Genomic DNA, 23,459 nt, shown 5'->3' with positions numbered 1-23,459 from the left:
TAGGCTTGGCCCCTGCGACTCCTCCCTTTCCGGGGAGGAGATTTTAGGGGGTACCGGTGGGCCAGCGGGTGCGGGCTATCCGGTAGGCTTATACCTTGCTTTCAACCTTTCAACCACAATATTCGGGAGTTTAACCGCAATGGCTGATACTACTGATTTCAAGAACGGACTCGTTCTCAAGATTGACAACAAGCTGATGCAGATCACCGAGTTTCAGCATGTGAAGCCGGGCAAGGGCCCAGCATTCGTGCGCACCAAGCTGAAGGACGTTGTCTCCGGAAAGACCGTGGACAAGACCTGGAACTCGGGCGTCAAGGTAGAAACCGCCACGGTGGACCGTCGCGATATGACCTACCTGTACAACGACGGCACCAGCTACGTCGTCATGGATGAAAAGACCTTCGAGCAGTTTGAGCTTTCGCCGGATAAGTTTGGCGATGCCGCACGTTTCCTGCTGGAAAACATGCGCGTGCAGGTCTCCTTCTACGAGGATGAGGCATTGTTCGCGGAGCTTCCTATCTCCGTCGACCTCAAGGTAGAGCACACCGAGCCAGGCCTGCAGGGTGACCGTTCCTCCGGCGGCACCAAGCCCGCCACGCTGGAGACCGGCGCCGAGATCCAGGTGCCGCTGTTCATTGAAATCGGCAATGTACTAAAGATCGATACCCGCACCGGCGAGTACCTGTCCCGCGTCAACAACTAGGGCCTTATCTTGTCTGATAACACTGCTAAGCGGGATATCAATCATAAACGGCATACCGCGCGCTACCGGGCGCGCCGGCGCGCAGCGGATATCATCTATGAAGCGGAGAACAGGGACGTTGATCCCGTTGCCATCGTTGAGGACCGCGTTGCCTTGGCGCGCGAGGATCGCCACGCTGTAGCCCCCATCGCGGACTACACCAAGGTCATCGTCCAAGGTGTCGCAGAAGAGCTAGACGCTATCGATGACACGATCTCGCGGTACCTTTCCCAGAACTGGGAGCTGCACCGGATCCCCGCCGTCGATCGCGCAATCTTGCGCCTTTCGGTCTGGGAGCTGTTGTTTAATCCGGACGTTCCCACCGCGACGGCCGTCGTCGAAGGCGTGGAGCTGGCCTCGCAGTATTCCCACGATCAAGCCGCACCGTATATCCACGCGGTCTTGGATGACGTCGCGCAATCTCGTTCCGAGCTGAGCCCGATGAATAACCTCGGTCAAGAGGAAGAAAGCGACGACGCGGAAGCTGAAGATTCCCAAGCGGACTCTGAGCCTTCGGCGCACGCAGATGAGCCAGAAACGCCGAAGACGCCAGAGGAGTCTGGGGAAGCATCCCCAAGTGCGGAAACGGAAGAGGACAACTCCTAACCCATTCCCAGTTTCCCAGTTCGCCGGCTTACTTAGTTTAAGAGGCAAAGAAGCCGGGGAACTGGTCATGTTTTCTACAGCGAGGTGCCGCGGGAGGTAGCCCCGGTTCGCACGCTTGATTCGGTCAACACCCAGGCGTTTGTACACTGTTTGTCATGGGTAAATTTAAGATCAAAGATGCGCTAGACCTGCGCGCCGGCAAAACCTTTCGGCTTGCAGATGTCGATCCCACGGCAACTCCGGGATTCGATGGCTCAAAGTCTGACTTAGAGGACCGCTTTAAACGCTATGACGATGAGCTCTATGATTTGCAGGAGCGCCTTTTTGCCAATGGCAGGGCGCATAGTGATGACGCACCTTCGCTCTTAGTGGTCCTGCAAGGAATGGATACCTCCGGCAAAGGCGGGGCTATTCGCCATGTCTTTTCTGTCTTTGATCCGCAGGGCACAAAGACCGTGGGCTTTGGCAAGCCGACGGAAGAGGAAATGAAACACGATTTCCTGTGGCGCATCCGCAAACACGATCCGGTTCCTGGCCAGGTCGTGGCCTTTGACCGCTCCCACTACGAAGACGTGCTGATTCAACGCGTGCACGAGTGGGTGGATGAGGAAGAGATCGATCGCCGCTTCGAGGTTATTCGTGAGTATGAGCAAGAGCTCGCCGGAAAGCGGGTAAAGATCTTGAAGGTCTTTTTGCACATCTCGCCGGAGTTTCAAAAGGACAACCTCATCGAGCGCACCGAGCGCGAGGATAAGTACTGGAAGTACGACCCTTCAGATCTTGAAGAGCGCGGCTATTGGGATAAATACATGGCGGCCTATGAAGATGCCATCCGCCGGACGGATGAGCTTTGGGCACCGTGGTTTGTGATCCCTACGGATAATAAGAAGTATGCGCGCATGGCCTTGAAATATCTTATCGTCGATGCGCTGCGGCACCTGAACCTTTCGTGGCCCGCGCCGGAATTCGATCCGGAGGCAGAAAAGCAGCGCATCCTAGATGCAGACTAGGCACTAGCCGCCCAAAAACCCGCACCGTCGCCACGCCATAGCACGCGAGTGTGCGAGGCGGGCGAAACAAGTGCGGGGAGGCGTTTAGAGAAAAGGCAGGCTAGGCGTTTCCGGACGGCGTGGAGTTGTCCTCGCCGTTATTGCCAGCCTTCGCCGCGGTTTCAGAACCGAGCTTGGCCATTTCTTCGGCGGCAGAAACCATGGCGTCCTGGCCGTTGATGACGGCATCGACGGCCTTCTTCAAAGCGGTGGTAAGTTGCTCATCGGTCATTCCGGCCGCGGCGGGAATATCGCGCTCGGTGCGGACGACGAGCATATCGTCGTGCTCAGAAATAACTGCTCGGGCGCCGAATGCTACAGAGTTGATCTGGTTGGCGGCGAGGAAGAGTCCGGCATCGGCCTTGGAGAACGAGGCATCGGTTGGCACATCGCAGCGCACGATGACAACGGAATCCAGAACCGCAAACATGGTGGGCAGGCCATTGAGGTTGGCGGTGGCTGCGTCGATTTCGCCCTCCACCTTGGTCAGCTCAATATCGAAGGTGCCCATGGCGGCAACGACGCGGTCAAGATTGACCTCGGGCAAATTGTTTTCGGTGGATGCATTAGTCATGGTTATGCTCCTCCCAGGTGACAAGCTGTGGGTAGTGCTCTTCAACAAAAGCCATGGACTGCAGCATGGAGTCCAAGGTGGACATCACGAAGGCACCGATCTGGTTGCGGGACAGGCCATGGGAAATGTTGATTTCGCGCACGCCGGAGACAGCCAGATTATTTTCGGACGATTCAAAAAAGCGCAGGGTGGGCGCGAAGTGCTGCTGGTTCCACTTATTGAGGACCATGAGCAGTTGCGGGCCTTCCGAGGCTGGGGCGTTGCCGCGCCAGACGGAGTCTGCGACGAGGACATCGTCACGCACCTGCAAGGCAATGGCGATATTGGAAAAGCCGGTGCGCAGGATTTTTACCGTCTCGCCTTCGCCGACGGTCTGTTCTTCTACGCGGTACTCGAGCTTTTCGGAGTCAAAAATCTCACCGATGCGCTCGAGGGTGACATCCTCAATGGGCGTATCGGGATACAGGGTTGGTTCTTCAGACACGTAAGTAGTCTCAATCCATGTACTAATCGGGGATAATGGTCAACCCTGCCTAGTTTACCTAACTCATAGCGCTCCTACGGCGACTCCCACAGGCTTTCGCCGCCGAGTTCGTGCGCCAAGGCTGCGTCGATGGTGGGGTAGCGGAAGGTATGGCCTATGTCCTTTAATATCTGTGGTTGCACGCGCTGGTCGGCCAAGGCGAGTTCTTGCGCGCCTTGCTTGCCCAGGAGCAGAGCGGGGCCGAATTGGGGGATCGGCAGTATGGTGGGGCGGTGCAATTCGGACCCCAAGGCGGAGACGAAGTCCTTGTTGAGCACCGGGTTTGGTGATGCCCCATTGACCGGACCCGCAAGCTTCTCATCCACGATGGCGCGAATATAGGCATCGGTGAGATCGTCTAGTGCCACCCAGCTGTACCAAAAGTTGCCGTCGCCAAAGGCGCCGCCCAGTCCCGTGGAAAACAGCGCGCGCAACAGCGGTAGCAGGCCGGAATTTCCGGACATGACGATGCCGGTGCGGATATTGACCACGCGCTTTCCGGCCTCGCGGGCGGGGGTGCAGGCTTTCTCCCAGTCCGCTGCGACATCGGCAAGAAAGCCCTCGCCGCGCTCGGCGTCCTCGGATAGCAGCTCATCGCCGCGTTCGGAACCGTAAAAACCAATGGCAGAGGCGCACACCATGGCCTGCACGGAATCGGTGGCGGCGACTAGGCGGGCGAGGTTTTCGGTGGGGCCCACGCGGGAGTCGCGGATATCGGACTTGTGGCTGTCATTAAAGCGCCCAAAGATGGGCTCGCCCGCCAGGTGTACGAGTACGTCCACGCCCTCGAGGAGATCGGGCCGCGGGTGGTGCGGGCGCCACTCGCGCTGGCCGGCCTCCGCCGTGCCGCGCACGAGCTGGATCACCGTGTGGCCTAGGGTCTGTAGCTGTGCGGTCAGCGCGCTGCCCACGCTGCCGCGTGAGCCGGTAATGGCGATGGTTAACGGCTTTTGGCCGAGCTGGGCTTCGCGCAGGCGGTTTTCAAAGGCAATATCCTGGATGAGCTGGTGCTGCCGGTAGGCGAATAACGAGTTGAGGGCCGCAGCGGGAATGCGGGTATCGACCTCGTCCGTAATCAGCGTCCCGTCTGGGTGATCGGCAAATCGGTGCGTATGGCGCCACTTGGCAAATTTGCGGATGGGGGCGTTGACGCACACATCGCTGAAGCTATAGCCGGCCTGGTAGCGCGATAGATCGTGCTGGGCCGTCCACTGCAAACCGCCCGGCAGGGAAAGCAGGGAGGTGCCATCGCCCAGATCGGTGGCCTGTTGCACGGGCTTCATGAATGCGAAAGGTGGGTTTAGGCGTGCGAGCGACCCTGGCCGGGAATGCCACTGCCAGACGTGTTCGCGGGAGGCTGGGACTACGTGCTGCGCGGAGAAACTCACTGCGTGATGCACCTCTTTCGGCTAAGCCTCACCCACGGGTGGGTAAGGTGCTAGAGTAATACGTGTCTATCAGCATAGACGTCTACAAGTTCATTGACAGGCATCCTTTAAGGACCGCACCGTGAGGCGGGGAAGGAGGTCACGATGAGTGGAACTGACGTGAACGCGAACGAATTGGAGCTTTTAAGCGCCGATGATGTCTCGCGTACCGTTGCACGCATCGCGCACCAGATTATTGAAAAGACGGCGCTCGATTCCGCGGAGGCCCCGCGGGTCATTTTGCTGGGCATCCCCTCAGGCGGAGTGCCCCTAGCGGAGCGCCTCGCGCAGAAAATACACGAGTTTTCCGGGGTCCCCGTTCCATGGGGCTCGCTCGACATCACGTTGTACAGGGACGATTTGCGCAATTTCCCGCACCGCGCCCTGCAACCGACCTCCATCCCAGATGGCGGCATCGATAATGCCACGGTCATCTTGGTCGATGATGTCCTTTATTCCGGCCGCACCATCCGCGCCGCCCTCGATGCGGTGGGCGATGTTGGTCGGCCTTCTATTATCCAGTTGGCCGTATTGGTTGACCGCGGGCACCGCGAGGTCCCCATCCGCGCCGATTATGTGGGCAAGAACCTGCCTACGGCGCGGGAAGAAGATGTCTCCGTATATATCCAAGACATCGATGGCCGCGATGCCGTAGTCCTCACCCGCTCTACGTCCGCGGGCGATGCCGCGCAGATAAGGGGAACGCACTCATGAAACACCTCATCGATAGCGCGGAACTATCCCGCGCAGAAATCATCGGCCTGCTGGATGAGGCCGATCGCTTCCGCGAGGCGCTCGATGGCCGCGAGGTCAAAAAACTGCCGACGCTGCGCGGGCGCACGATTTATACGCTCTTTTATGAAAACTCCACGCGCACGCGCTCGTCCTTTGAAACCGCCGGCAAGTGGATGTCCGCTGACGTTATCAACCTCTCGGCGTCGACCTCGTCCGTGAAAAAGGGCGAGTCCCTCAAAGATACGGGCCTGACCCTGGCGGCCATCGGTGCCGATGCCATCATCATGCGCCACCCGTCCTCCGGTGCGCCGCAACAGCTGGCCCAGTGGGTGGACCCGGATGGGCATGGTCCCGCCGTTATCAACGCCGGTGACGGTGCGCACCAGCACCCGACGCAGGCCTTGCTCGATGCCGTCACGATGCGCCAGCGCCTAGGTCTGCGCGGCGATAATGGCTTCGAGGGCCTGAAGGTAAAGATTGTGGGCGATTGCCTGCACTCGCGCGTCGTGCGCTCCAACGTGGATCTCCTGCACACCCTAGGCGCGGAGGTCACCCTCGTGGGCCCTGCGACCTTGATGCCGTGGGGCGTGGACAAGTGGCCGGTCCGCGTGTCCTATGACTTTGATGCAGAGCTTGCAGATGCCGATGTCGTGATGATGCTGCGCGTGCAGCAAGAGCGCATGGACGGCGGCTTCTTCCCGTCCCACCGCGAGTACGCGCAGCTCTTTGGGCTCTCGCAGCAGCGCGCCGCGGCGCTGCACAAGGACGCCATCGTCATGCACCCAGGTCCCATGCTGCGCGGGATGGAGATCAACTACGCCGTGGCCGATATGGATAAAACCACGGTATTGCAGCAGGTCAACAACGGTGTCCACATGCGCATGGCAGTGCTTTTTACGCTGCTGACCAATGGCGATAACGCCAGGATTTAAATCGGGCAGAGCATAAGCCACGTAAAAGGGAGAGAAAATGACTACGTACCTAGCTACCGGCCGGCTGTCCGCACCGGCCGAAAACCCACTACTGATTAAAAATATTCGCCTTTACGGGGAAGGCGAGCCCACCAACGTCCTCATCCGCGGTGGCGTTATTGACTCCATCGGGCCCGAGGTGCAGGCAGAGGGTGCCGAGACCATCGACGGCGACGGCAACGTGCTGCTGCCAGGCCTGGTTGACATGCACGTGCACCTGCGCGAGCCAGGCCGCGAGGATACCGAGACCATCGAGTCCGGCTCTAAGGCCGCGGCCAAGGGCGGGTTTACCGCGGTCTTTACCATGGCCAATACCACGCCGGTCACGGACCAGCCCATCATCGCCGAATCCGTGTGGGCAAAGTCCCAGGCACTGGGGCTTTGCGATGTCCACCCGGTCGGCTCCATCACCAAGGGCCTAGAAGGCAAGTCCTTAACGGAGTTCGGCATGATGGCGCGCAGCGATGCCAAGGTGCGCATGTTCTCTGATGACGGCAAGTGCGTGCAAAACCCACAGCTCATGCGCCGCGCGTTGGAATACGCCAAGGGCATGGACGTACTACTGGCCCAGCACGCCGAGGATGACCGCATGACCGGTGGGTCTTCCGCCCACGAGGGCGAAAACGCCGCACGGTTGGGCCTGCGCGGCTGGCCGCGAGTAGCGGAAGAATCCATCGTTGCCCGCGACGCCCTGCTCGCCCGCGATTACGGTAACCGCGTGCACATCTGCCACGCCTCCACGCAGGGCACGGTGGAACTGCTGCAGTGGGCGAAGGAACACGATATTCCGCTTACCGCAGAGGTCACCCCGCACCACCTTCTTATGACCGATGACAAGCTGCGCACCTATGACGGCCTTTTCCGCGTGAACCCGCCGCTGCGCGAACAGCGCGATACGGAGGCGCTGCGCCAGGCGCTTCTTGATGGCACCATTGACTGCGTCGCCACCGACCACGCACCGCATGGCTCCGAGGATAAGTGCGTGGAATTCGAAAACGCGCGCCCCGGCATGCTGGGGCTGGAGTCCTCGCTGGCGGTCATCGCCAAGCTCTTTGTGGAAACCGGCCTGGCGGACTGGCGCTTTATCGCGCGCGTCATGTCCGAGCGCCCCGCTGAGATCACGCGCCTGCCAGGCCACGGTCGCCCCTTGGAAGTGGGGGAGCCTGCCAATTTAACCATCGTTGACCCACAACACCACTGGGTATCCGATTCCGCGCAGCTTGCATCCAAGTCCCAGAACAACCCCTATGCGGGCGAGGAATTTGGTGCGCGAGTTACCCACACCATCTTGCGCGGCTCGGTAACGTTCGATCTGGACGCCGCTACCCATGACTAACCTTGCACACAGCACCCAATCAAGGCACAGAAAGGCCACGACGTGACTGACAAAACCCCAGCAATCCTCGTCCTTGCGGATGGGCGTACCTTCCGTGGCTACGGCTTCGGCGCTACCGGCACCACCCTCGGCGAGGCCGTATTTACCACCGCGATGACCGGCTACCAAGAAACGATGACGGATCCGTCCTACCACCGCCAGATCGTCGTCTCCGCCGCCCCGCACATTGGCAATACTGGCTGGAACGATGAGGACAACGAGTCCCACGCCAATAATATTTGGGTCGCGGGCCTGGTTATCCGCGATCTGTCCCGACGCGTATCCAGCTGGCGCGCCGAGCGCAGCTTGAGCGAGGAAATGCAGGCGCAAGGCGTCATCGGCATCCGCGGCATCGATACCCGCACCCTGGTGCGCCACCTGCGCAACTACGGTTCCATCTCCGCGGGCCTCTTCTCCGGAGAGGCCGCCACCCGGCCCGTCGAGGAACTCCTCGAGGAGGTAAAGAGCCAATCCTCCATGGAGGGCGCGGATCTTGCCGCCGAGGTATCCACCGATAAGCCCTATGTTGTTGAGGCCCAAGGAGAAAAGAAGCACACCATCGTCGCCTTTGACATGGGCGTGAAATCCGCAACGCCGCGCTACCTTTCCCAGCGCGGCATCGAGACCATCGTGGTGCCGTCTACCACCACCTTTGCAGAAGTCCAGTCCTATAACCCGGACGGCGTCTTCGTCTCCAACGGCCCGGGCGACCCGGCTACTGCCGATGACACAGTTGCCACCATCAAAAAGGTGCTCGCGGCGGACATCCCGTTCTTTGGCATCTGCTTTGGCAACCAGCTGCTCGGGCGCGCGCTGGGCCTAGATACCTACAAGATGAAGTTCGGACACCGCGGCATCAACGTCCCGGTGCGCAACCTGCTGACCGGCAAGATCGATATCACCTCCCAAAACCACGGCTTCGCGCTGCAGGCGCCAGATAACTACGACCTGGCCAATGAGGACGCCGAATTCGCCTCGGACTTCGGCCCGGCCCACATCACGCATATCTGCTTGAACGATGACACGGTCGAGGGCGTCGCCCTGCGCAATGGCATGGCCTTTTCGGTGCAGTACCACCCGGAATCCGCCGCCGGCCCGCACGATGCCAACCCGCTCTTTGATCAATTCTTAGAGCTCATGGCCAACCACACCCCGAATAAGTAGTCACCCAGGAAAAGGAAGAAATATTATGCCAAAGCGCACTGACATTAATCACGTCCTGGTCATCGGCTCCGGGCCCATCGTCATCGGCCAGGCCTGCGAGTTCGACTACTCCGGAACCCAGGCCTGCCGCGTCCTCAAGGATGAGGGCCTGCGCGTGACCCTGGTGAACTCGAACCCGGCCACGATCATGACCGACCCAGAGTTCGCCGACCACACCTACGTCGAGCCCATCGAGCCGGAATACATTGAAAAGATCCTGGTCAAGGAGAGCGAGGAAGGCCACCCCATCGACGCCGTGCTGGCTACCTTGGGTGGACAGACCGCGCTGAACGCCGCGGTGCAGCTGGACCGCCAGGGCATTTTGGATAAGTACGATATCGAGCTCATCGGTGCCGATATCGATGCCATCGAGCGCGGCGAGGACCGCCAGAAGTTTAAAGACATCGTGGCCTCGGTAGGCGGGGAATCCGCCCGCTCGGCGGTGTGCCACAACATGGATGAGGTCCACGAGACCGTCGACAAGCTCGGCCTGCCCGTCGTGGTGCGCCCGTCCTTTACCATGGGTGGCCTGGGTTCCGGCCTGGCCTTTAATAACGAGGACCTAGATCGCATCGCCGGCGGCGGGCTTGCGGCCTCGCCTGAGGCTAATGTGCTCATCGAGGAATCCATCCTCGGCTGGAAAGAATTCGAGCTCGAGCTCATGCGCGATGGCGATGACAACGTGGTCGTCGTCGCCTCCATCGAAAACGTCGATGCCCTGGGCGTGCACACCGGTGACTCCGTGACGGTGGCACCGGCGCTGACGCTGACGGACCGCGAGTTCCAGAAGATGCGCGATCTGGGCATCGACATCATCCGCGAGGTGGGCGTCGATACCGGCGGCTGCAATATCCAGTTCGCCTTGAACCCGGATGATGGCCGCATCATCGTCATCGAGATGAACCCGCGCGTATCCCGCTCCTCGGCGCTGGCCTCCAAGGCCACGGGTTTCCCCATTGCCAAGCTGGCCGCGAAATTGGCCATCGGCTACACCTTGGATGAGGTGCAAAATGACATCACCGGCGAAACCCAGGCGGCGTTCGAGCCGACCTTGGACTATGTCATCGTCAAGGCGCCCCGCTTTGCCTTCGAGAAATTCCCCGGCGCCGATGACACCTTGACCACCACGATGAAATCTGTGGGTGAGGCCATGGGCATCGGCCGCAACTACATCTCTGGCCTGAATAAGGTCATGCGTTCGCTGGAAAACAAGCCCAACGGGTTCTGGACCAAGCCGGATGAGTATTTTGCGGGCGAGCGCGCCACCGACGTGCAGGCGGTGCTCAAGGATCTCGAGCGCCCCACCGAGGGCCGCATGTACGATATCGAGCTGGCCCTGCGCCTCGGCGCTACGGTGGATGAGGTCCACGAAGCCTCCGGCGTGGACCCATGGTTCATCGCGGAGCTCGAGGGCCTGGTGGAATTCCGCCAGGAGCTTGTCGATGCCCCCGTGCTCACCGAGCAGCTCCTGCGCGAGGCCAAAGTCTTTGGGCTTTCCGATGCCCAAATTGCCGCCCTGCGCCCCGAGTTCAACGGCGAAGACGGCGTGCGCAGCCTGCGCTGGCGCATGGGCATTCGCCCCGTCTTCAAGACCGTCGATACGTGCGCCGGCGAGTTCGAGGCGCAAACGCCGTACCACTACAGCTCTTATGAGTTGGACCCCGATGCCGAAACCGAGGTGCACCCAGCACCGGAAGGCTCGAAGGGCAAGGTCATCATCTTGGGCTCTGGTCCGAACCGCATTGGCCAGGGCATCGAATTCGACTACTCCTGCGTGCACGCCGCCCTTGAGCTTTCCCGCAAGGGATATGAGACCGTGATGGTCAACTGCAACCCAGAGACGGTATCGACCGACTATGACACCGCTGACCGCCTGTACTTCGAGCCGCTGACCTTCGAAGACGTCATGGAGGTCTACCACGCGGAGGCAGCCTCCGGCGAGGTCGCCGGCGTGCTGGTGCAGCTGGGCGGCCAGACCCCGCTGGGCCTGGCAGAGCGCCTCGACGCCGCCGGCGTGCCGGTGGTGGGTACCAGCCCTGCTGCCATCGACTCCGCCGAGGACCGCGGCGAATTCGGCAAGGTGCTGGACGCGGCCGAGCTGGCAGCGCCATCGTATGGCACCGCAACCTCCTTCGAGGAGGCTCGGAAGGTCGCGGCCTCCATCGGCTACCCGGTTCTGGTTCGCCCTTCCTACGTCTTGGGCGGCAGCGGCATGGAAATCGTCTACGATGAGCAGTCGCTGGAGAACTACATCGAGCGCGCCACCGAGCTTTCGCCAGACCACCCGGTCTTGGTGGACCGCTTCTTGGACTCGGCCATTGAGATCGACGTCGACGCCCTGTGCGACGGCAACGAGGTCTACTTGGGCGGCGTGATGGAGCACATCGAGGAAGCCGGCGTTCACTCCGGCGACTCCTCGTGCGCCCTGCCGCCGATGACGCTGGGGCCAGAGGACATCGACAAGGTGCGCGAGTCCACGCGCCGCTTGGCCGAGGGCATTGGCGTGAAAGGCCTGATGAACGTCCAGTTCGCCTTGAAGGATGACATCCTTTATGTCATCGAGGCCAACCCGCGCGCCTCGCGCACCGTGCCTTTCGTCTCGAAGGCGACCGGTGTGCCGCTGGCAAAGGCCGCCGCCCGCATCATGATGGGATCCACCATCGCGGAACTGCGAGAAGAAGGACTTATCCCATCGGCCTACGATGGTGGTTCCTTGCCGCTCGATCACCCGATTGCGGTCAAGGAAGCGGTCCTGCCATTCGAGCGCTTCCGCCGGCCAGACGGTAGCCTGCTGGATACCCTGTTGTCGCCGGAGATGAAGTCCACCGGTGAGGTAATGGGGCTGGCCACCAACTTTGGTGCAGCCTATGCCAAGGGCGAAATCGCTGCCTTTGCCGTGCCACCCACGGAAGGAACCATCTTCGTCTCCGTGGCCAACCGGGATAAGCGCACCCTGATTTTCCCCATCCAGCGCCTGGCGCGCATGGGCTACAACATCGTCGCTACCGCCGGTACCGCGCAGATGCTGCGCCGCAACGGCATCGAATGCGAGGTTGCTGTCAAGGTCTCTGAGGCCAAGGAAGGCGAAGAATCCATCGTGGACAAGATTTTCAACGGCGAGATTGACTGGATCCTCAATACGCCGGCCGGCTCTGCCGGTGCGCGCCACGATGGCTACGATATCCGCGCCGCAGCGGTGCACATGGGCCTACCGCTCGTCACGGTGGTCCAGGGCATTACGGCGGCGGTGCAGGGCATCGAGGCGCTGCGCCAGGGTGATTTGCAGGTCCGCGCACTTCAGGAGCTTGAGCATGGCCCACGCAACTAAATCCTTTGGCCAGCGCTTGGAAGACGCCGGCCGCGAGCGCGGGCGGCTTTGCGTAGGCATCGACCCGCACCCGTACCTTTTAGAGAAGTGGGGGCTGGATAATACCGCGGAGGGCCTGCGCACCTTCAGCCTGCGCTGCGTCGAGGCGTTTGCAGATACCGCTGCCTTGGTAAAGCCGCAGGTGGCCTTCTTCGAACGCTTCGGTGCCGCAGGCTTTGCGGTCTTGGAAGAAACGCTGGCCGGCCTGCGCGAGGCAGGGTGCCTGACCGTGGCGGATGCCAAGCGCGGCGATATCGGCTCCACCATGGAAGGCTATGGCGATGCCTGGCTAGGCGGTACCTCGCCGCTGCGCGCTGACTCGGTGACCTTATCGCCGTACCTCGGCGTTGGGGCGCTGGGCGCGGCCATTGCCACGGCGCAAGAAAACAACAGGGGCGTCTTCGTCTTGGCCGCAACCTCTAATCCGGAGGCGCGCGCCATTCAAGCGGTTCCTGCGGGGACTGCCGACTCGATTGCCCAGGCGGTTATCGATGAGTGCGCCGCCTTTAATGCCTCAGCGCGTGAGGCTGGTGTTGCTGGAAGCGTCGGCGTTGTGGTGGGTGCGACCGTCGAGGACCCACCCCGCTTGGACGCGCTTAATGGCCCGGTGCTGCTTCCCGGCGTCGGCGCCCAGGGGGCGGGTCCCGCGCAGGTGCACTCCATTGTGTCTGCGTGCCCGCAGCTTGGGTTCGCCAATGTCTCGCGCGCCGTCTTGCAACGCGGCCCCCAGGTCGATGACCTGCGCAAAGCGGTGATCGATACCGCAGACCAATTCCGGGATTAGAACACGCGGCGGGGCCAATTAACGGCCGCGCCGTTTACCTGGTATTTTGGTCTAGGCATGTGCGTTGACGTGCTAAAACGAGCGGCCTATCTGGGTCGCCTATCGTCATCGTGTCACTAGCGGTGCTAGGATAATCAGAAGTCGGTGTGCTCGAAGGTTCAGGGTAACTTTCCGCGGTATTTCCATCGCGTTTGGCAACCGGAATCTGGTACCAAGTATCAGAAGTAATAGAAGCAATCTAATGAATCGGAGGAAACTCGTGGCCCTTCCAAAGTTGACTGATGAGCAGCGTAAGGAAGCTCTCGCAAAGGCCGCTGAGGCCCGCAAGGCTCGCGCTGAGCTCAAGGCTGCGCTTAAGCGCGGCGAGACCGACCTGAAGGACGTGCTGGAAAAGGCTGAGACCGATGAGATCATCGGCAAGACCAAGGTTTCCGCACTCCTCGAGGCTCTGCCTAAGGTTGGCAAGGTCAAGGCCAAGGAAATCATGGAAGATCTGGAGATTGCGCAGACCCGTCGCCTGCGCGGTCTGGGTGAGCGCCAGCGTCGTGCTCTGCTTGAGCGCTTCGGTTACGACGACGAATAATCACGTCTATGGCTGACGCAACTGCTCGCGGTCGCCTCGTCGTGTTGGCGGGTCCTTCCGCAGTGGGGAAATCCACCGTAGTCTCGCGTCTACGGCATGACGTCGAGGGGCTGTATTTCAGCGTGTCTATGACAACGCGCCAGCCCCGCCCCGGGGAGCAAGATGGCGTGGATTATTTCTTCGTCACCCCTGAGGCCTTTCAGGAACGCATTGATGCCGGTGAGATGCTCGAATGGGCAGATATTCACGGCGGATTGCAGCGTTCCGGAACACCCGCCCGGCCCGTAGAAGAGGCCTTGGACGCCGGTCGCCCGGTTCTCGTCGAGGTCGATTTGGCCGGTGCGCGCAGCGTTCGCAAGGCCTTGCCGGAAGCGGATTTGGTCTTCTTGGCACCTCCTTCGTGGGAGGTGTTAGTAGAGCGCCTGACCGGTCGCGGTACCGAACCGCAAGACGTCATTGATCGTAGGTTGCACACTGCGTACGAGGAACTAGCTGCACAGGATGAGTTTGATCACGTTGTGGTCAATGAAAACCTAGATGAGGCAGTGGCCGCCATTAGTGATATCCTGCGTGGATAGACTCTTCTTTTGACCATCTTCAACCAATGTAAAGGTGCATGTGACTAACGTGACCACCCCTTCTAACACTGAATCCGCGAAGTCGGAACCGGTATTTGATGACCCGATTGGCATTACGGACCCGCCAATCGATGAGCTGTTGGACAAGGTTTCTTCCAAGTACGCCTTGGTAATTTTCGCTGCCAAGCGTGCGCGCCAGATCAATAGCTACTACCAAGAGCAAGATGAAGGCGTCTTTGAGTTCGTCGGCCCACTGGTTAACCCAGAGCCCGGCGAGAAGCCACTGTCCATCGCGCTGCGCGAAATCGACGCAGGTCTGTTGGACCACGAGGAAGGCAAGTAAGTAGCGCGCTTTTGCGTGCGCACCTTGTGCCTCATTTCAGCCCCGTCCGGCCAAGCCCACTTGGTTTCACTTCTGTGGAACTAACGTGGTGGCCGGGCGGGGCTCTTGTCATGCCTGCACGGTACGATTGTGCGATGTGACTGACTTAAATTCTCCTCGCAATATCGTGTTGGGCGTTGCCGGTGGCATCGCCGCGTATAAGGCTTGCCACTTGGTGCGCAATTTCAAAGAACATGGCGATAATGTCCGCGTCGTTCCTACACTAAGCGCATTGAACTTCGTAGGGGCCGCCACTTTTGAGGCATTATCCGGAAATCCCGTCTCAACGAGTGTTTTTGAGGCGGTCGAGGACGTTCAACACGTAGCTGTAGGCCAGGAAGCCGATGCCGTGGTCATCGCCCCTGCCACGGCTGACCTCATTGCGCGCTTGGCTGCGGGCCGCGCCGATGATCTCTTGACCGCGACCGTGCTGGTGGCAACGTGTCCCATCATCGTGGCGCCCGCCATGCACACCGAAATGTGGAATAACCCAGCGACACAAGACAACGTAAAGACCCTGCGCCGGCGCGGAATTACCGTTATGGAACCAGCGCACGGGCGCCTTACGGGTAAGGATACGGGCGCGGGCAGGCTGCCGGATCCAGAACAGATTGCGGCCATCACGCGCACCGAGCTCGCTGGCTTTCACATCGATCACAGCTGGGCGGGGCTGAAGGTTGTGATCTCTGCTGGTGGCACGCAAGAAGAATTGGATCCGGTTCGCTATTTAGGAAACCGTTCCTCCGGCAGGCAAGGGTTTGCACTGGCAGAAGTGGCCGCGCACAAGGGTGCAGATGTCACTATCGTGGCGGGCAATACCGCGGAGTTGCCGGTACCGAGCGGGGCTACAATCCGGAACATCGTTTCTGCGCAAGACCTAGAAACCGCGATGCGCGAGGAATCCTGCGATGCCGATATCGTCATCATGGCCGCTGCAGTCGCGGATTACCGGCCCGCGAACGTGGCCGAGTCCAAAATGAAAAAGGGCAAGGCCGATGATGCGCTCGCGACGCTAGAGATGGTGGAAAACCCAGATATTTTGAAGTCTATCGTGGCAGCCCGCGAGGAAGGCGAGGTGCCGCAGAAGTGCGTCATCGTCGGTTTCGCGGCCGAGACTGGAGATGGCGATTCTTCGGCGCTGGATTACGCGAAAGAAAAGTTTGCGCGCAAGGGGTGCGACGTACTGATGGCCAATGAGGTGGGCCGCGGCGTGACCTTTGGCCAGGAAAGCAGCGAGGGGTGGATCCTGCGGCGAAACGAGGAACCGCAGCGCGTGGAGCACGGATCTAAGCAGGTCGTCGCGGCGCAGATTCTGGGCGCCGTGAATGAAATGATTGAACCGGGAAATTAAATATTGCGTTTATAGACCGCTTGGTCTAGGGTTGCCTTGTAATGGGTTGGGGCACAATGCCTCGGTATCGAATACGTAAATAATCTAAGGAAGTTTTTGTGACTGATAACGCTGCAGTGGAAGCTCGTCTTTTTACAAGCGAGTCCGTTACTGAGGGGCACCCGGATAAAATCTGTGACGCCATCTCGGATGCCATCTTGGATGCACTTTTAGAAAAGGATCCGGAGTCTCGCGTCGCCGTGGAAACGCTGGTTACCACCGGCCAGGTACACGTCGTGGGCGAGGTCCGCACCAACGCCTACGTGGAAATCCCGGCCCTTGTGCGCGAGACCCTAAAGTCCATCGGCTTTACCTCTTCCGATGTGGGCTTTGATGGCAATACCTGTGGCGTCAACATCGCCATCGGCGAGCAGTCGCAGGAAATCGGTGCCGGCGTGGATACCTCCACCGAGGCACGCGACCAGGGCGCGGATTATGACGAGGAAAATGACACCGCCGGCGCCGGCGACCAGGGCCTGATGTTTGGTTACGCGTCGAATGAAACCGCAGAGTACATGCCGTTGCCCATCGCCTTGGCGCACCGCCTGTCCCGCCGCCTGACCCAGGTGCGCAAAGAGGGCATCGTGGACCACCTGCGCCCGGACGGCAAGACCCAGGTGACCTTCGCTTATAACGACGATAATGAGCCTTCTCACCTGGATACGGTCGTTATTTCTACCCAGCACGATCCTGAGGTTGATAGCCGGTGGCTAGAAACCCACCTGCGCAGCGAGGTGCTGGACTGGGCCATTAAGGATGCCGGGCTCGATAAGTACTACACCGATGAGACCAACCTCTTGGTCAATCCTTCCGGCTCCTTCATCTTGGGCGGGCCCATGGGCGATGCGGGCCTTACCGGACGCAAGATCATCGTGGATACCTACGGCGGCATGGCCCGCCACGGCGGCGGTGCCTTCTCCGGCAAGGACCCCAGCAAGGTGGACCGCTCTGCGGCCTACGCCATGCGCTGGGTGGCCAAGAATATCGTCGCCGCGGGCCTGGCGGATCGCGCAGAGGTGCAGGTGGCCTACGCCATCGGTCGCGCCAAGCCGGTTGGCCTCTACGTCGAGACCTTCGGAACCGCGAAGCAGAACTTGACCGATGAGCAGATCCAGGCTGCCGTCAATAAGGTCTTTGACCTTCGCCCGGCCGCCATCATCCGCGAATTGGATCTGCTGCGTCCTATCTACGGCCAGACCGCCGCCTACGGCCACTTTGGACGTACCGACGTTGACCTGCCGTGGGAGCAGTTGAACCGAGTGGAGGAATTGCGCGCTGCCGCTGGTCTGTAGAATGTGGGCTTATGCCTAAGAAAACACCCGCCGCCCGGAAACCGGTCGCGCGGGTGTTGCCTCTTTTAGGGGTTGCCCACCTCGATCGGGGCTTTGATTACCTGGTAGATGAGGCCGAATCTGATAGCGCCCAAGCCGGGGTGAAGGTGCGCATTCGGTTTAATGGGCGCTTGGTGGATGCGATCATCGTCGAGCGCAAGCATGAGTCCGATTTTGGCGGGCAGCTGCACTTTATCGAGCGGGTCATCTCCCCATTCCAGGTTTATCCACCGCAGCTGTCCCGGCTGGTGGAAGCCCTTGCGGATCGCTATGGCGGAATTTGCTCCGATATCATTCGCTCCGCCATTCCGCCGCGGCACGCAAAGGCAGAAGAAGCGGATTTGGATACGCCGTGGGAAGAACTCGGCGCCGCCAGCGAGCCCGATTTATCCGGGTGGTCTGCCTATCAACATGGGGAAACCTTTGTTGATTCCATCCTGGGCGGGAAATTAGCACGTGCCGCGTGGCAAATCGCTCCCGGCGATGAATGGGAAGATGCACTCGCGGCCTTAGCGGTCAAGGTTGCCCTGGGTGGGGGAGGCGTCCTTATCGTGGTCCCAGACCAAAAGGTAGTGGACGCCCTTGAAAACGCCCTGCGCGGTGTTGTGGGGCCGAAACAAATCACGGTGCTCACCAATAGCATGGGCCCGCAAGCGCGCTATCGCCGCTATCTTTCGGCCTTGGTGGGGCAGGCGCGAATCGTCATTGGTACGCGCTCGGCGGCTTTTACCCCCGTGGACAACCTGCAGCTGGCCGTCATTTTTGATGATGGTAACGATAACTTGGTGGATAATATTAAGCCCTACGTCCACGCCCGGGAGGTGCTTACCACCCGCTCTGCCTTTGAAAATTGCAGCTTCATTGCGGCGAACCACTCGCGCACGGCAGAAACCCAGTTATTGGTCGACTCTGGGTGGGCACACGACCTCATTCCGAGCGCCTCAACCATAGAGGCGCGCCGGCCCGATATTTTGGCCATTGGCGTCTACGGGCTATCCATTTCTAGGGACCTGGAGGGCGGTACGACCTCTGTGCAAGCGCCGGCCTTTCAGGCAGCGCAGCAGGCCCTCGACCGCGGCGAACCAGTGCTAGTGCAGGTCCCACGCAAAGGGTATGCGCCTATTTTGGCGTGCGGAAAGTGCCATTCTCCCGCGCGGTGCCGCCACTGTAATGGCCCCTTGGGCTTGCCCCCAAGCTCCGAGCGCTCAAGCGAGGAAGCCGTCATGCCTACCTGCCGTTGGTGCGGGCGCATTGCCACCAATCATCGCTGTACCGAGTGCGGCTCGCCGCGGCTGCGCGCCATCGTTTTAGGCTCTGAACGCACCGCGGAGGAATTGGGGCGCGCCTTTCCCAATACGTCCGTCGTGGTTTCTGGCGGCAATAAGGTCGTGGGCTCAATTGAAAATGCCCCGGCATTAGTGATTGCTACCCCTGGCGCCGAGCCGCGGGTGAATGGCGGCGCCTATGGCGCGGCGCTGCTATTGGACGCGGGCACCTTATTAAACCGGCAAGACTTGCGCGCCACCGAGGACTGCCTGGCCAAATGGGCGCAGGCGGCCACCATGGTCAGGCCGCATTTTAAGGGCGGGCGCGTCATCATCGCCGCGGATCCGGAACTTCCCGTCGTCCGCCACTTCATGAGCTGGGACATGGTCGCGGCCGCGGCAGAGGAATTGCGGGCCCGGCGCGAGGTGCGCTTTCCGCCGGCCGTGCATTTCGCCGCCATCGACGGAGCGGACGCGGCCTTGGATTCCTTCGAGCAGTTGGTGGACCTGCCAGAGCACGCCGAGGTCTTAGGCCCGGTTCCGCTCCCGCCAGGGGATAGCCTCCCCGGGGAATACGATGCGGACCGCTTTGGCCCACCCCAACGCCTAGTGGTGCGCGCCCCGCTGGGGCCGCGATCGCAGTTGGGACGCGCGCTGCGCAAGGCTAATGCGGCGCGCAGCGCAAGAAAAGATGAATTGCCGCTTCGCATCACGGTCGATCCCATTCACGTGGGTTAGAAGTGCGCATAGACTTACCCGATTAGGCAGTACAAGAGAAAGGGACAAATCAGTGGCGGAATTAGACATCAGGCTCTACGGGGATCCCGTATTAAGCTCGCGGGCAGAAGAGATTACTACCTTTGACACCGGCCTGCGCACGCTGGCACAAAACATGCTAGAGACCATGGATGCCGCCGGCGGGGTGGGGCTCGCGGCGAATCAGGTGGGCATACTCAAGCGCATCTTTGTCTATGACTGTTCGCCTATCCAGGCCGGATTGCGCGGGGTTCTCATCAACCCCGTGTGGACGCCGCTGGGAGAAGACATGCAGGTTGGCCCGGAAGGATGCCTATCCATCCCGGGGATTAGCGCCGATACCCCGCGGCACAACCGGGTATTTGTCTCTGGGCGCGATGTAGAAGGCAGGCCGGTGGGGATGGTCGCCTCGGGGCTTTTGGCTCGGTGCATTCAGCATGAAACCGATCACCTTGATGGAGTGCTATTCCTGTGCCGGCTTGGCGATGCCGACCGCAAGGCCGCCATGCGTACCATCCGCGAAGCCGATTGGTTTAATAGCGCGGGGTAGGCGAGCTTCGGCAACGCAGGCAGGCTCGTTGTACCCTAGAATTTTCACCCGAGACCTCGAGGAGACTCATCCAGTATGCGGATTATTTTTGCCGGCACCCCAGAGCCGGCGGTGGCGGCATTGGAGAAATTGCTTGCCTCCAGCCACGAAGTGGTAGCGGTCATTACCCGGCCCGATGCGAAGAAGGGCAGGGGCCGCAGCCTTCACCCGAGCCCGGTAAAGGCGCTGGCGCAAGAACACGGCATCGAGGTGTTGACCCCGACCACGCTGCGGCCTGGCACGGAGGATGGCGATAACCTGCGTGAGCGCCTGGCGGAGCTGCAGCCCGAGGCCATTCCGGTGGTGGCCTATGGCAATCTCATTAGCAAGGATCTCTTGGATGTCGCGCGCCATGGCTGGGTCAACCTGCACTTTTCCCTTCTTCCCGCCTGGCGCGGCGCGGCGCCGGTGCAGGCGGCTATCGCGGCGGGCGATGATATTACCGGTGCGTCCACCTTCCGGATTGAAGAAGGCCTGGATACGGGCCCGGTATTCGGCACGGTTACAGAAGGCATCACCGGAACCGATACCGCGGACGATCTGCTCACACGGCTGGCGTATTCCGGGGCGGATCTCCTGGTCGCCACCATGGATGGGCTGGAGGCCGGCACGCTGGAGCCGCAGGCCCAAAGCGGCGAAGCCACCTATGCGCCGAAGATCTCTACCGCGGCAGCCCGCATTGACTGGGCGCAGCCTGCCTTCGCCATCGACCGGCATATCCGCGCCCACACCCCAGGCCCGGGCGCGTGGACGCTGCTTGACGATGCCCGCCTCAAGCTCGGCCCGGTGAGTCTCACCGAGGGCATCGGCAAACAGCTGCATCCGGGCGAGGCGCTGATTAGCAAGGACGCGGTGTACATCGGGACCGCGACGCAACCGGTGCAGCTGGATAGGATTCAGCCACCGGGCAAAAAGATGATGAATGCCGCCGATTGGGCGCGTGGATTAGGAAAGAACGCAGAGGTGAGGTTCCAGTGACTGGTGGATTCCGCTCCCGCAGTAAGTCCGGCGACAAGGCGCCGGAGGCTACACAACACGGCAAGAACGGCGCGCCCCAGCGCGGCAATGCGCAGGGCGGCCAAGGCAAGCGTGGTCCGCAACGCCAGGGCAACCGGGATAACCGTGGCAACCGGGGTGGCCGGGGTAGCCGGAATGCGGGCGCACAGAACGCAGGCGCGGGGAAGTCACTGGTGCACGCCGCCATCGACCAGGGCGTGGATCCGGCCCGCGCCGTTGCCTTCGATGTGGTGCGCCGGGTAAGCGAAGAGGATGCGTTTGCCAACCTTGTCCTGCCCAAGGCGCTGCGCAAGCAGAAACTTTCTGGCCGCGATGCCGCGTTTGCCACGGAGATTACCTATGGCACCCTGCGCACCTTGGGTGTGCTCGATGCGGTGATCGCGCAGTGTTCCTCGCGCGAGTTGGAGGCAATCTCGCCGGTGGTCATCGATGCCCTGCGCCTGGGCACCTACCAGGTGCTCTATACGCGCGTGGAACCCCACGCTGCGGTAGATACCTCCGTCCGGCTCGTCGTGGCGGGCGGGGAAGAAAAAGCCAAAGGGTTTGCCAATGGCATCTTGCGCACCATTACCCGGACCCCGCCGAATGAGTGGCTCAAGCGCCTTGCCCCAGAAGGCGAGGTTGCAGGCCTGGCTTTTAGGCATGCGCACCCAACGTGGATCGCGGAGTCTTTTGCCCGCGTTGTCGACCCCGAGGAATTGCCGGCTGCCTTAGCGGCGGATTCCGAGCGCCCGAGCGTGCACCTGGTGGCGCGTCCAGGCGAAATTTCCGCCGAGGAATTGGCTCTGATTACCGGAAACGAAGAAGGTACCTACTCGCCCTACGCGGTGTATATGGACTCCGGGGACCCAGGCCAATTGGAACCGGTCCAGCAGGGCATGGCCGCGGTACAAGATGAAGGCTCGCAGCTTATCGCCCGCGCCGTGTGCGAGGTGCCCGTCAGCGGTACCGACCAGGGCCGCTGGCTCGACCTATGCGCGGGCCCGGGTGGCAAGGCGGCCCTGATGGGGGCCTTGGCGCGCATCGAGTCCGCGCACGTTGATGCCGTGGAAGTATCGCCGCACCGCGCGAAACTGATTGAAAAGACGGTGCAGGGGTTGCCGGTGACCGTCCACGTGGCCGATGGCCGCAACCCGCAGGTGGGCTCGGGATTCGATCGCATCTTGGTGGACGCGCCGTGTTCAGGGCTGGGCGCTTTGCGGCGCCGCCCTGAGGCACGCTGGCGGAAATCTGAGGCCGATATTGCCGAGCTTTCGACACTGCAATTCGAGCTCTTATCCTCTGCTTTAAAGCTCGTGCGCCCGGGCGGGGTCGTGGTGTATTCCACGTGTTCGCCGGACCTGCGCGAAACCCGCGCCATCGTGGACCAGGCGGTAGAAAAGCTGGGCGCGCAGGAGCTGGATGCGCGGGATTTTATCCCGGATATGGGCAATGTAGGAAAAGAAAAATCCGTCCAAATGTGGCCGCACCGCCACGGCACCGATGCCATGTTCATGGCGGTATTGCGGCGCGGCGATGAGGAAGGGCGCTAGGATTAAAGGTATGCCTGCACCACTTATTTCTCCGTCAATTTTGGCTGCTGACTTCGCGCGGCTAGGTGAACAACTAGAGGCCATCTCGAATGCCGATTGGATCCATGTAGACATCATGGACGGGCACTTTGTCCCCAACCTTTCCTTCGGTCCGGATATTACGGCCACGGTGAAAAGGTCCACGGATAAGCCGCTTGACGTGCACCTGATGATTGAGTCGCCGGCGAAATGGGTGGAGACCTATATCAAAGCCGGTGCCACCACCATCATTTTCCACGTGGAAGCGGTTGAGGGTGAAGCAGCCGCGGTGGAATTGGCAGAAAATATTCGGGACTTGGGCGCGCGTGCCGCCTTTTCCATCAAGCCGGATACGCCCATTGAGCCGTGGCTGGATAAGCTGCACCATTTTGATGAGGTGCTGGTCATGTCCGTAGAACCGGGGTTTGGCGGGCAGAAATTCATGCCCGCCATGCTGGATAAAGTCCGCGCCCTGCGCGAAAGCATTGACCAGCAGAACCTCGATACCGTCATCGAAATCGATGGCGGCATCGACCCGGATACGATTGCCTTGGCCGCGGAGGCCGGGTGCGATTCCTTCGTGGCGGGATCGGCCGTATTCAAAAGCGATGATCCAGCGCAGGCGGTGGAAGAACTGCGCGCGCTTGCGGCGCGGTCATAAT

General features: G+C 60.9%; 22 protein-coding genes. 19 read left to right on the top strand and 3 right to left on the bottom strand.

Annotated elements, in window-relative coordinates:
• The first annotated feature begins 139 nt into the window (after positions 1–139).
• From efp to ACP8IT_RS06720, 3 genes are all read left to right on the top strand, one after another.
• The gene (gene efp, locus ACP8IT_RS06730; protein ID WP_023017433.1) at positions 140–703 is read left to right on the top strand and encodes an elongation factor P; all 564 of its coding nucleotides are present in this window, start codon (positions 140–142) and stop codon (positions 701–703) included.
• Positions 704–712: 9 nt separating this feature from the next.
• Positions 713–1,348, top strand: coding sequence for a transcription antitermination factor NusB (gene nusB, locus ACP8IT_RS06725; protein WP_490289789.1), 636 nt, complete (start codon positions 713–715; stop codon positions 1,346–1,348).
• Positions 1,349–1,503: 155 nt separating this feature from the next.
• Positions 1,504–2,358 (top strand): PPK2 family polyphosphate kinase, encoded by an 855-nt coding sequence (locus tag ACP8IT_RS06720; RefSeq protein ID WP_490289788.1) that lies wholly within the window; start codon positions 1,504–1,506, stop codon positions 2,356–2,358.
• 100 nt (positions 2,359–2,458) lie between these two features.
• On the opposite strand, the gene ACP8IT_RS06715 is transcribed toward ACP8IT_RS06720, so the two are convergent.
• From ACP8IT_RS06715 to ACP8IT_RS06705, 3 genes are all read right to left on the bottom strand, one after another.
• Positions 2,459–2,971, bottom strand: coding sequence for a YbjN domain-containing protein (locus ACP8IT_RS06715; RefSeq protein ID WP_490289787.1), 513 nt, complete (start codon positions 2,969–2,971; stop codon positions 2,459–2,461).
• Positions 2,964–3,455 (bottom strand): YbjN domain-containing protein, encoded by a 492-nt coding sequence (locus ACP8IT_RS06710; RefSeq protein WP_005283185.1) that lies wholly within the window; start codon positions 3,453–3,455, stop codon positions 2,964–2,966. The genes ACP8IT_RS06715 and ACP8IT_RS06710 overlap by 8 nt, the downstream gene beginning before the upstream one ends.
• A 74-nt stretch (positions 3,456–3,529) precedes the next feature.
• Positions 3,530–4,882, bottom strand: coding sequence for a TIGR01777 family oxidoreductase (locus ACP8IT_RS06705; protein ID WP_490289786.1), 1,353 nt, complete (start codon positions 4,880–4,882; stop codon positions 3,530–3,532).
• A 144-nt stretch (positions 4,883–5,026) separates the two neighbouring features.
• Between ACP8IT_RS06705 and pyrR the strand changes: the two genes are divergently transcribed.
• The 16 genes from pyrR (at position 5,027) to rpe (ending at position 23,458) form a co-directional block, all read left to right on the top strand.
• Positions 5,027–5,635 carry a bifunctional pyr operon transcriptional regulator/uracil phosphoribosyltransferase PyrR gene (gene pyrR, locus ACP8IT_RS06700; protein WP_284771923.1) on the top strand — a complete coding sequence of 203 codons (609 nt, stop codon included), beginning with the start codon at positions 5,027–5,029 and terminating at the stop codon, positions 5,633–5,635.
• Complete coding sequence (locus ACP8IT_RS06695) at positions 5,632–6,588, top strand: aspartate carbamoyltransferase catalytic subunit (RefSeq protein ID WP_490289785.1); 957 nt, start codon at positions 5,632–5,634, stop codon at positions 6,586–6,588. Before pyrR ends, ACP8IT_RS06695 begins: the two co-directional genes overlap by 4 nt.
• Positions 6,589–6,625: 37 nt before the next feature.
• A complete protein-coding gene (locus ACP8IT_RS06690) occupies positions 6,626–7,963 on the top strand; it encodes a dihydroorotase (RefSeq protein WP_490289784.1) in 1,338 nt (445 codons plus the stop codon).
• Positions 7,964–8,005: 42 nt separating this feature from the next.
• On the top strand, positions 8,006–9,166 hold the full coding sequence (gene carA, locus ACP8IT_RS06685; protein ID WP_490289783.1) for a glutamine-hydrolyzing carbamoyl-phosphate synthase small subunit: 1,161 nt from the start codon (positions 8,006–8,008) through the stop codon (positions 9,164–9,166).
• 25 nt (positions 9,167–9,191) lie between these two features.
• A complete protein-coding gene (carB, locus tag ACP8IT_RS06680; RefSeq protein WP_284899536.1) occupies positions 9,192–12,533 on the top strand; it encodes a carbamoyl-phosphate synthase large subunit in 3,342 nt (1,113 codons plus the stop codon).
• The gene (gene pyrF, locus ACP8IT_RS06675; RefSeq protein WP_490289782.1) at positions 12,517–13,356 is read left to right on the top strand and encodes an orotidine-5'-phosphate decarboxylase; all 840 of its coding nucleotides are present in this window, start codon (positions 12,517–12,519) and stop codon (positions 13,354–13,356) included. Before carB ends, pyrF begins: the two co-directional genes overlap by 17 nt.
• 259 nt (positions 13,357–13,615) lie before the next feature.
• On the top strand, positions 13,616–13,939 hold the full coding sequence (gene mihF, locus ACP8IT_RS06670; RefSeq protein ID WP_023017443.1) for an integration host factor, actinobacterial type: 324 nt from the start codon (positions 13,616–13,618) through the stop codon (positions 13,937–13,939).
• An 8-nt stretch (positions 13,940–13,947) separates the two neighbouring features.
• Positions 13,948–14,517: a guanylate kinase gene (gene gmk / locus ACP8IT_RS06665; RefSeq protein ID WP_005283138.1), complete on the top strand. Its 570-nt coding sequence runs from the start codon at positions 13,948–13,950 to the stop codon at positions 14,515–14,517.
• 40 nt (positions 14,518–14,557) lie between these two features.
• Positions 14,558–14,860 carry a DNA-directed RNA polymerase subunit omega gene (rpoZ, locus tag ACP8IT_RS06660; RefSeq protein WP_005279075.1) on the top strand — a complete coding sequence of 101 codons (303 nt, stop codon included), beginning with the start codon at positions 14,558–14,560 and terminating at the stop codon, positions 14,858–14,860.
• 136 nt (positions 14,861–14,996) lie between these two features.
• Positions 14,997–16,250 carry a bifunctional phosphopantothenoylcysteine decarboxylase/phosphopantothenate--cysteine ligase CoaBC gene (coaBC, locus tag ACP8IT_RS06655; RefSeq protein WP_490289781.1) on the top strand — a complete coding sequence of 418 codons (1,254 nt, stop codon included), beginning with the start codon at positions 14,997–14,999 and terminating at the stop codon, positions 16,248–16,250.
• 98 nt (positions 16,251–16,348) lie between these two features.
• Positions 16,349–17,581, top strand: coding sequence for a methionine adenosyltransferase (gene metK, locus ACP8IT_RS06650; RefSeq protein ID WP_490289780.1), 1,233 nt, complete (start codon positions 16,349–16,351; stop codon positions 17,579–17,581).
• Between the two features lie 11 nt (positions 17,582–17,592).
• Complete coding sequence (locus tag ACP8IT_RS06645) at positions 17,593–19,623, top strand: primosomal protein N' (protein WP_490289779.1); 2,031 nt, start codon at positions 17,593–17,595, stop codon at positions 19,621–19,623.
• Positions 19,624–19,675: 52 nt separating this feature from the next.
• A complete protein-coding gene (def, locus tag ACP8IT_RS06640) occupies positions 19,676–20,191 on the top strand; it encodes a peptide deformylase (RefSeq protein ID WP_023030694.1) in 516 nt (171 codons plus the stop codon).
• 75 nt (positions 20,192–20,266) lie between these two features.
• A complete protein-coding gene (gene fmt, locus ACP8IT_RS06635; protein WP_284631533.1) occupies positions 20,267–21,208 on the top strand; it encodes a methionyl-tRNA formyltransferase in 942 nt (313 codons plus the stop codon).
• Positions 21,205–22,779, top strand: coding sequence for an RsmB/NOP family class I SAM-dependent RNA methyltransferase (locus ACP8IT_RS06630; RefSeq protein ID WP_490289778.1), 1,575 nt, complete (start codon positions 21,205–21,207; stop codon positions 22,777–22,779). The genes fmt and ACP8IT_RS06630 overlap by 4 nt, the downstream gene beginning before the upstream one ends.
• Positions 22,780–22,789: 10 nt before the next feature.
• Positions 22,790–23,458 carry a ribulose-phosphate 3-epimerase gene (gene rpe, locus ACP8IT_RS06625; RefSeq protein ID WP_039885664.1) on the top strand — a complete coding sequence of 223 codons (669 nt, stop codon included), beginning with the start codon at positions 22,790–22,792 and terminating at the stop codon, positions 23,456–23,458.
• The last annotated feature ends 1 nt before the right edge of the window (position 23,459 follow it).

This window comes from Corynebacterium sp. LaCa_23 (genome assembly GCF_058182375.1).
The sequence above is the reverse complement of the archived record's forward strand: the minus strand, read 5'-3'. Positions and strand labels throughout refer to the sequence as shown.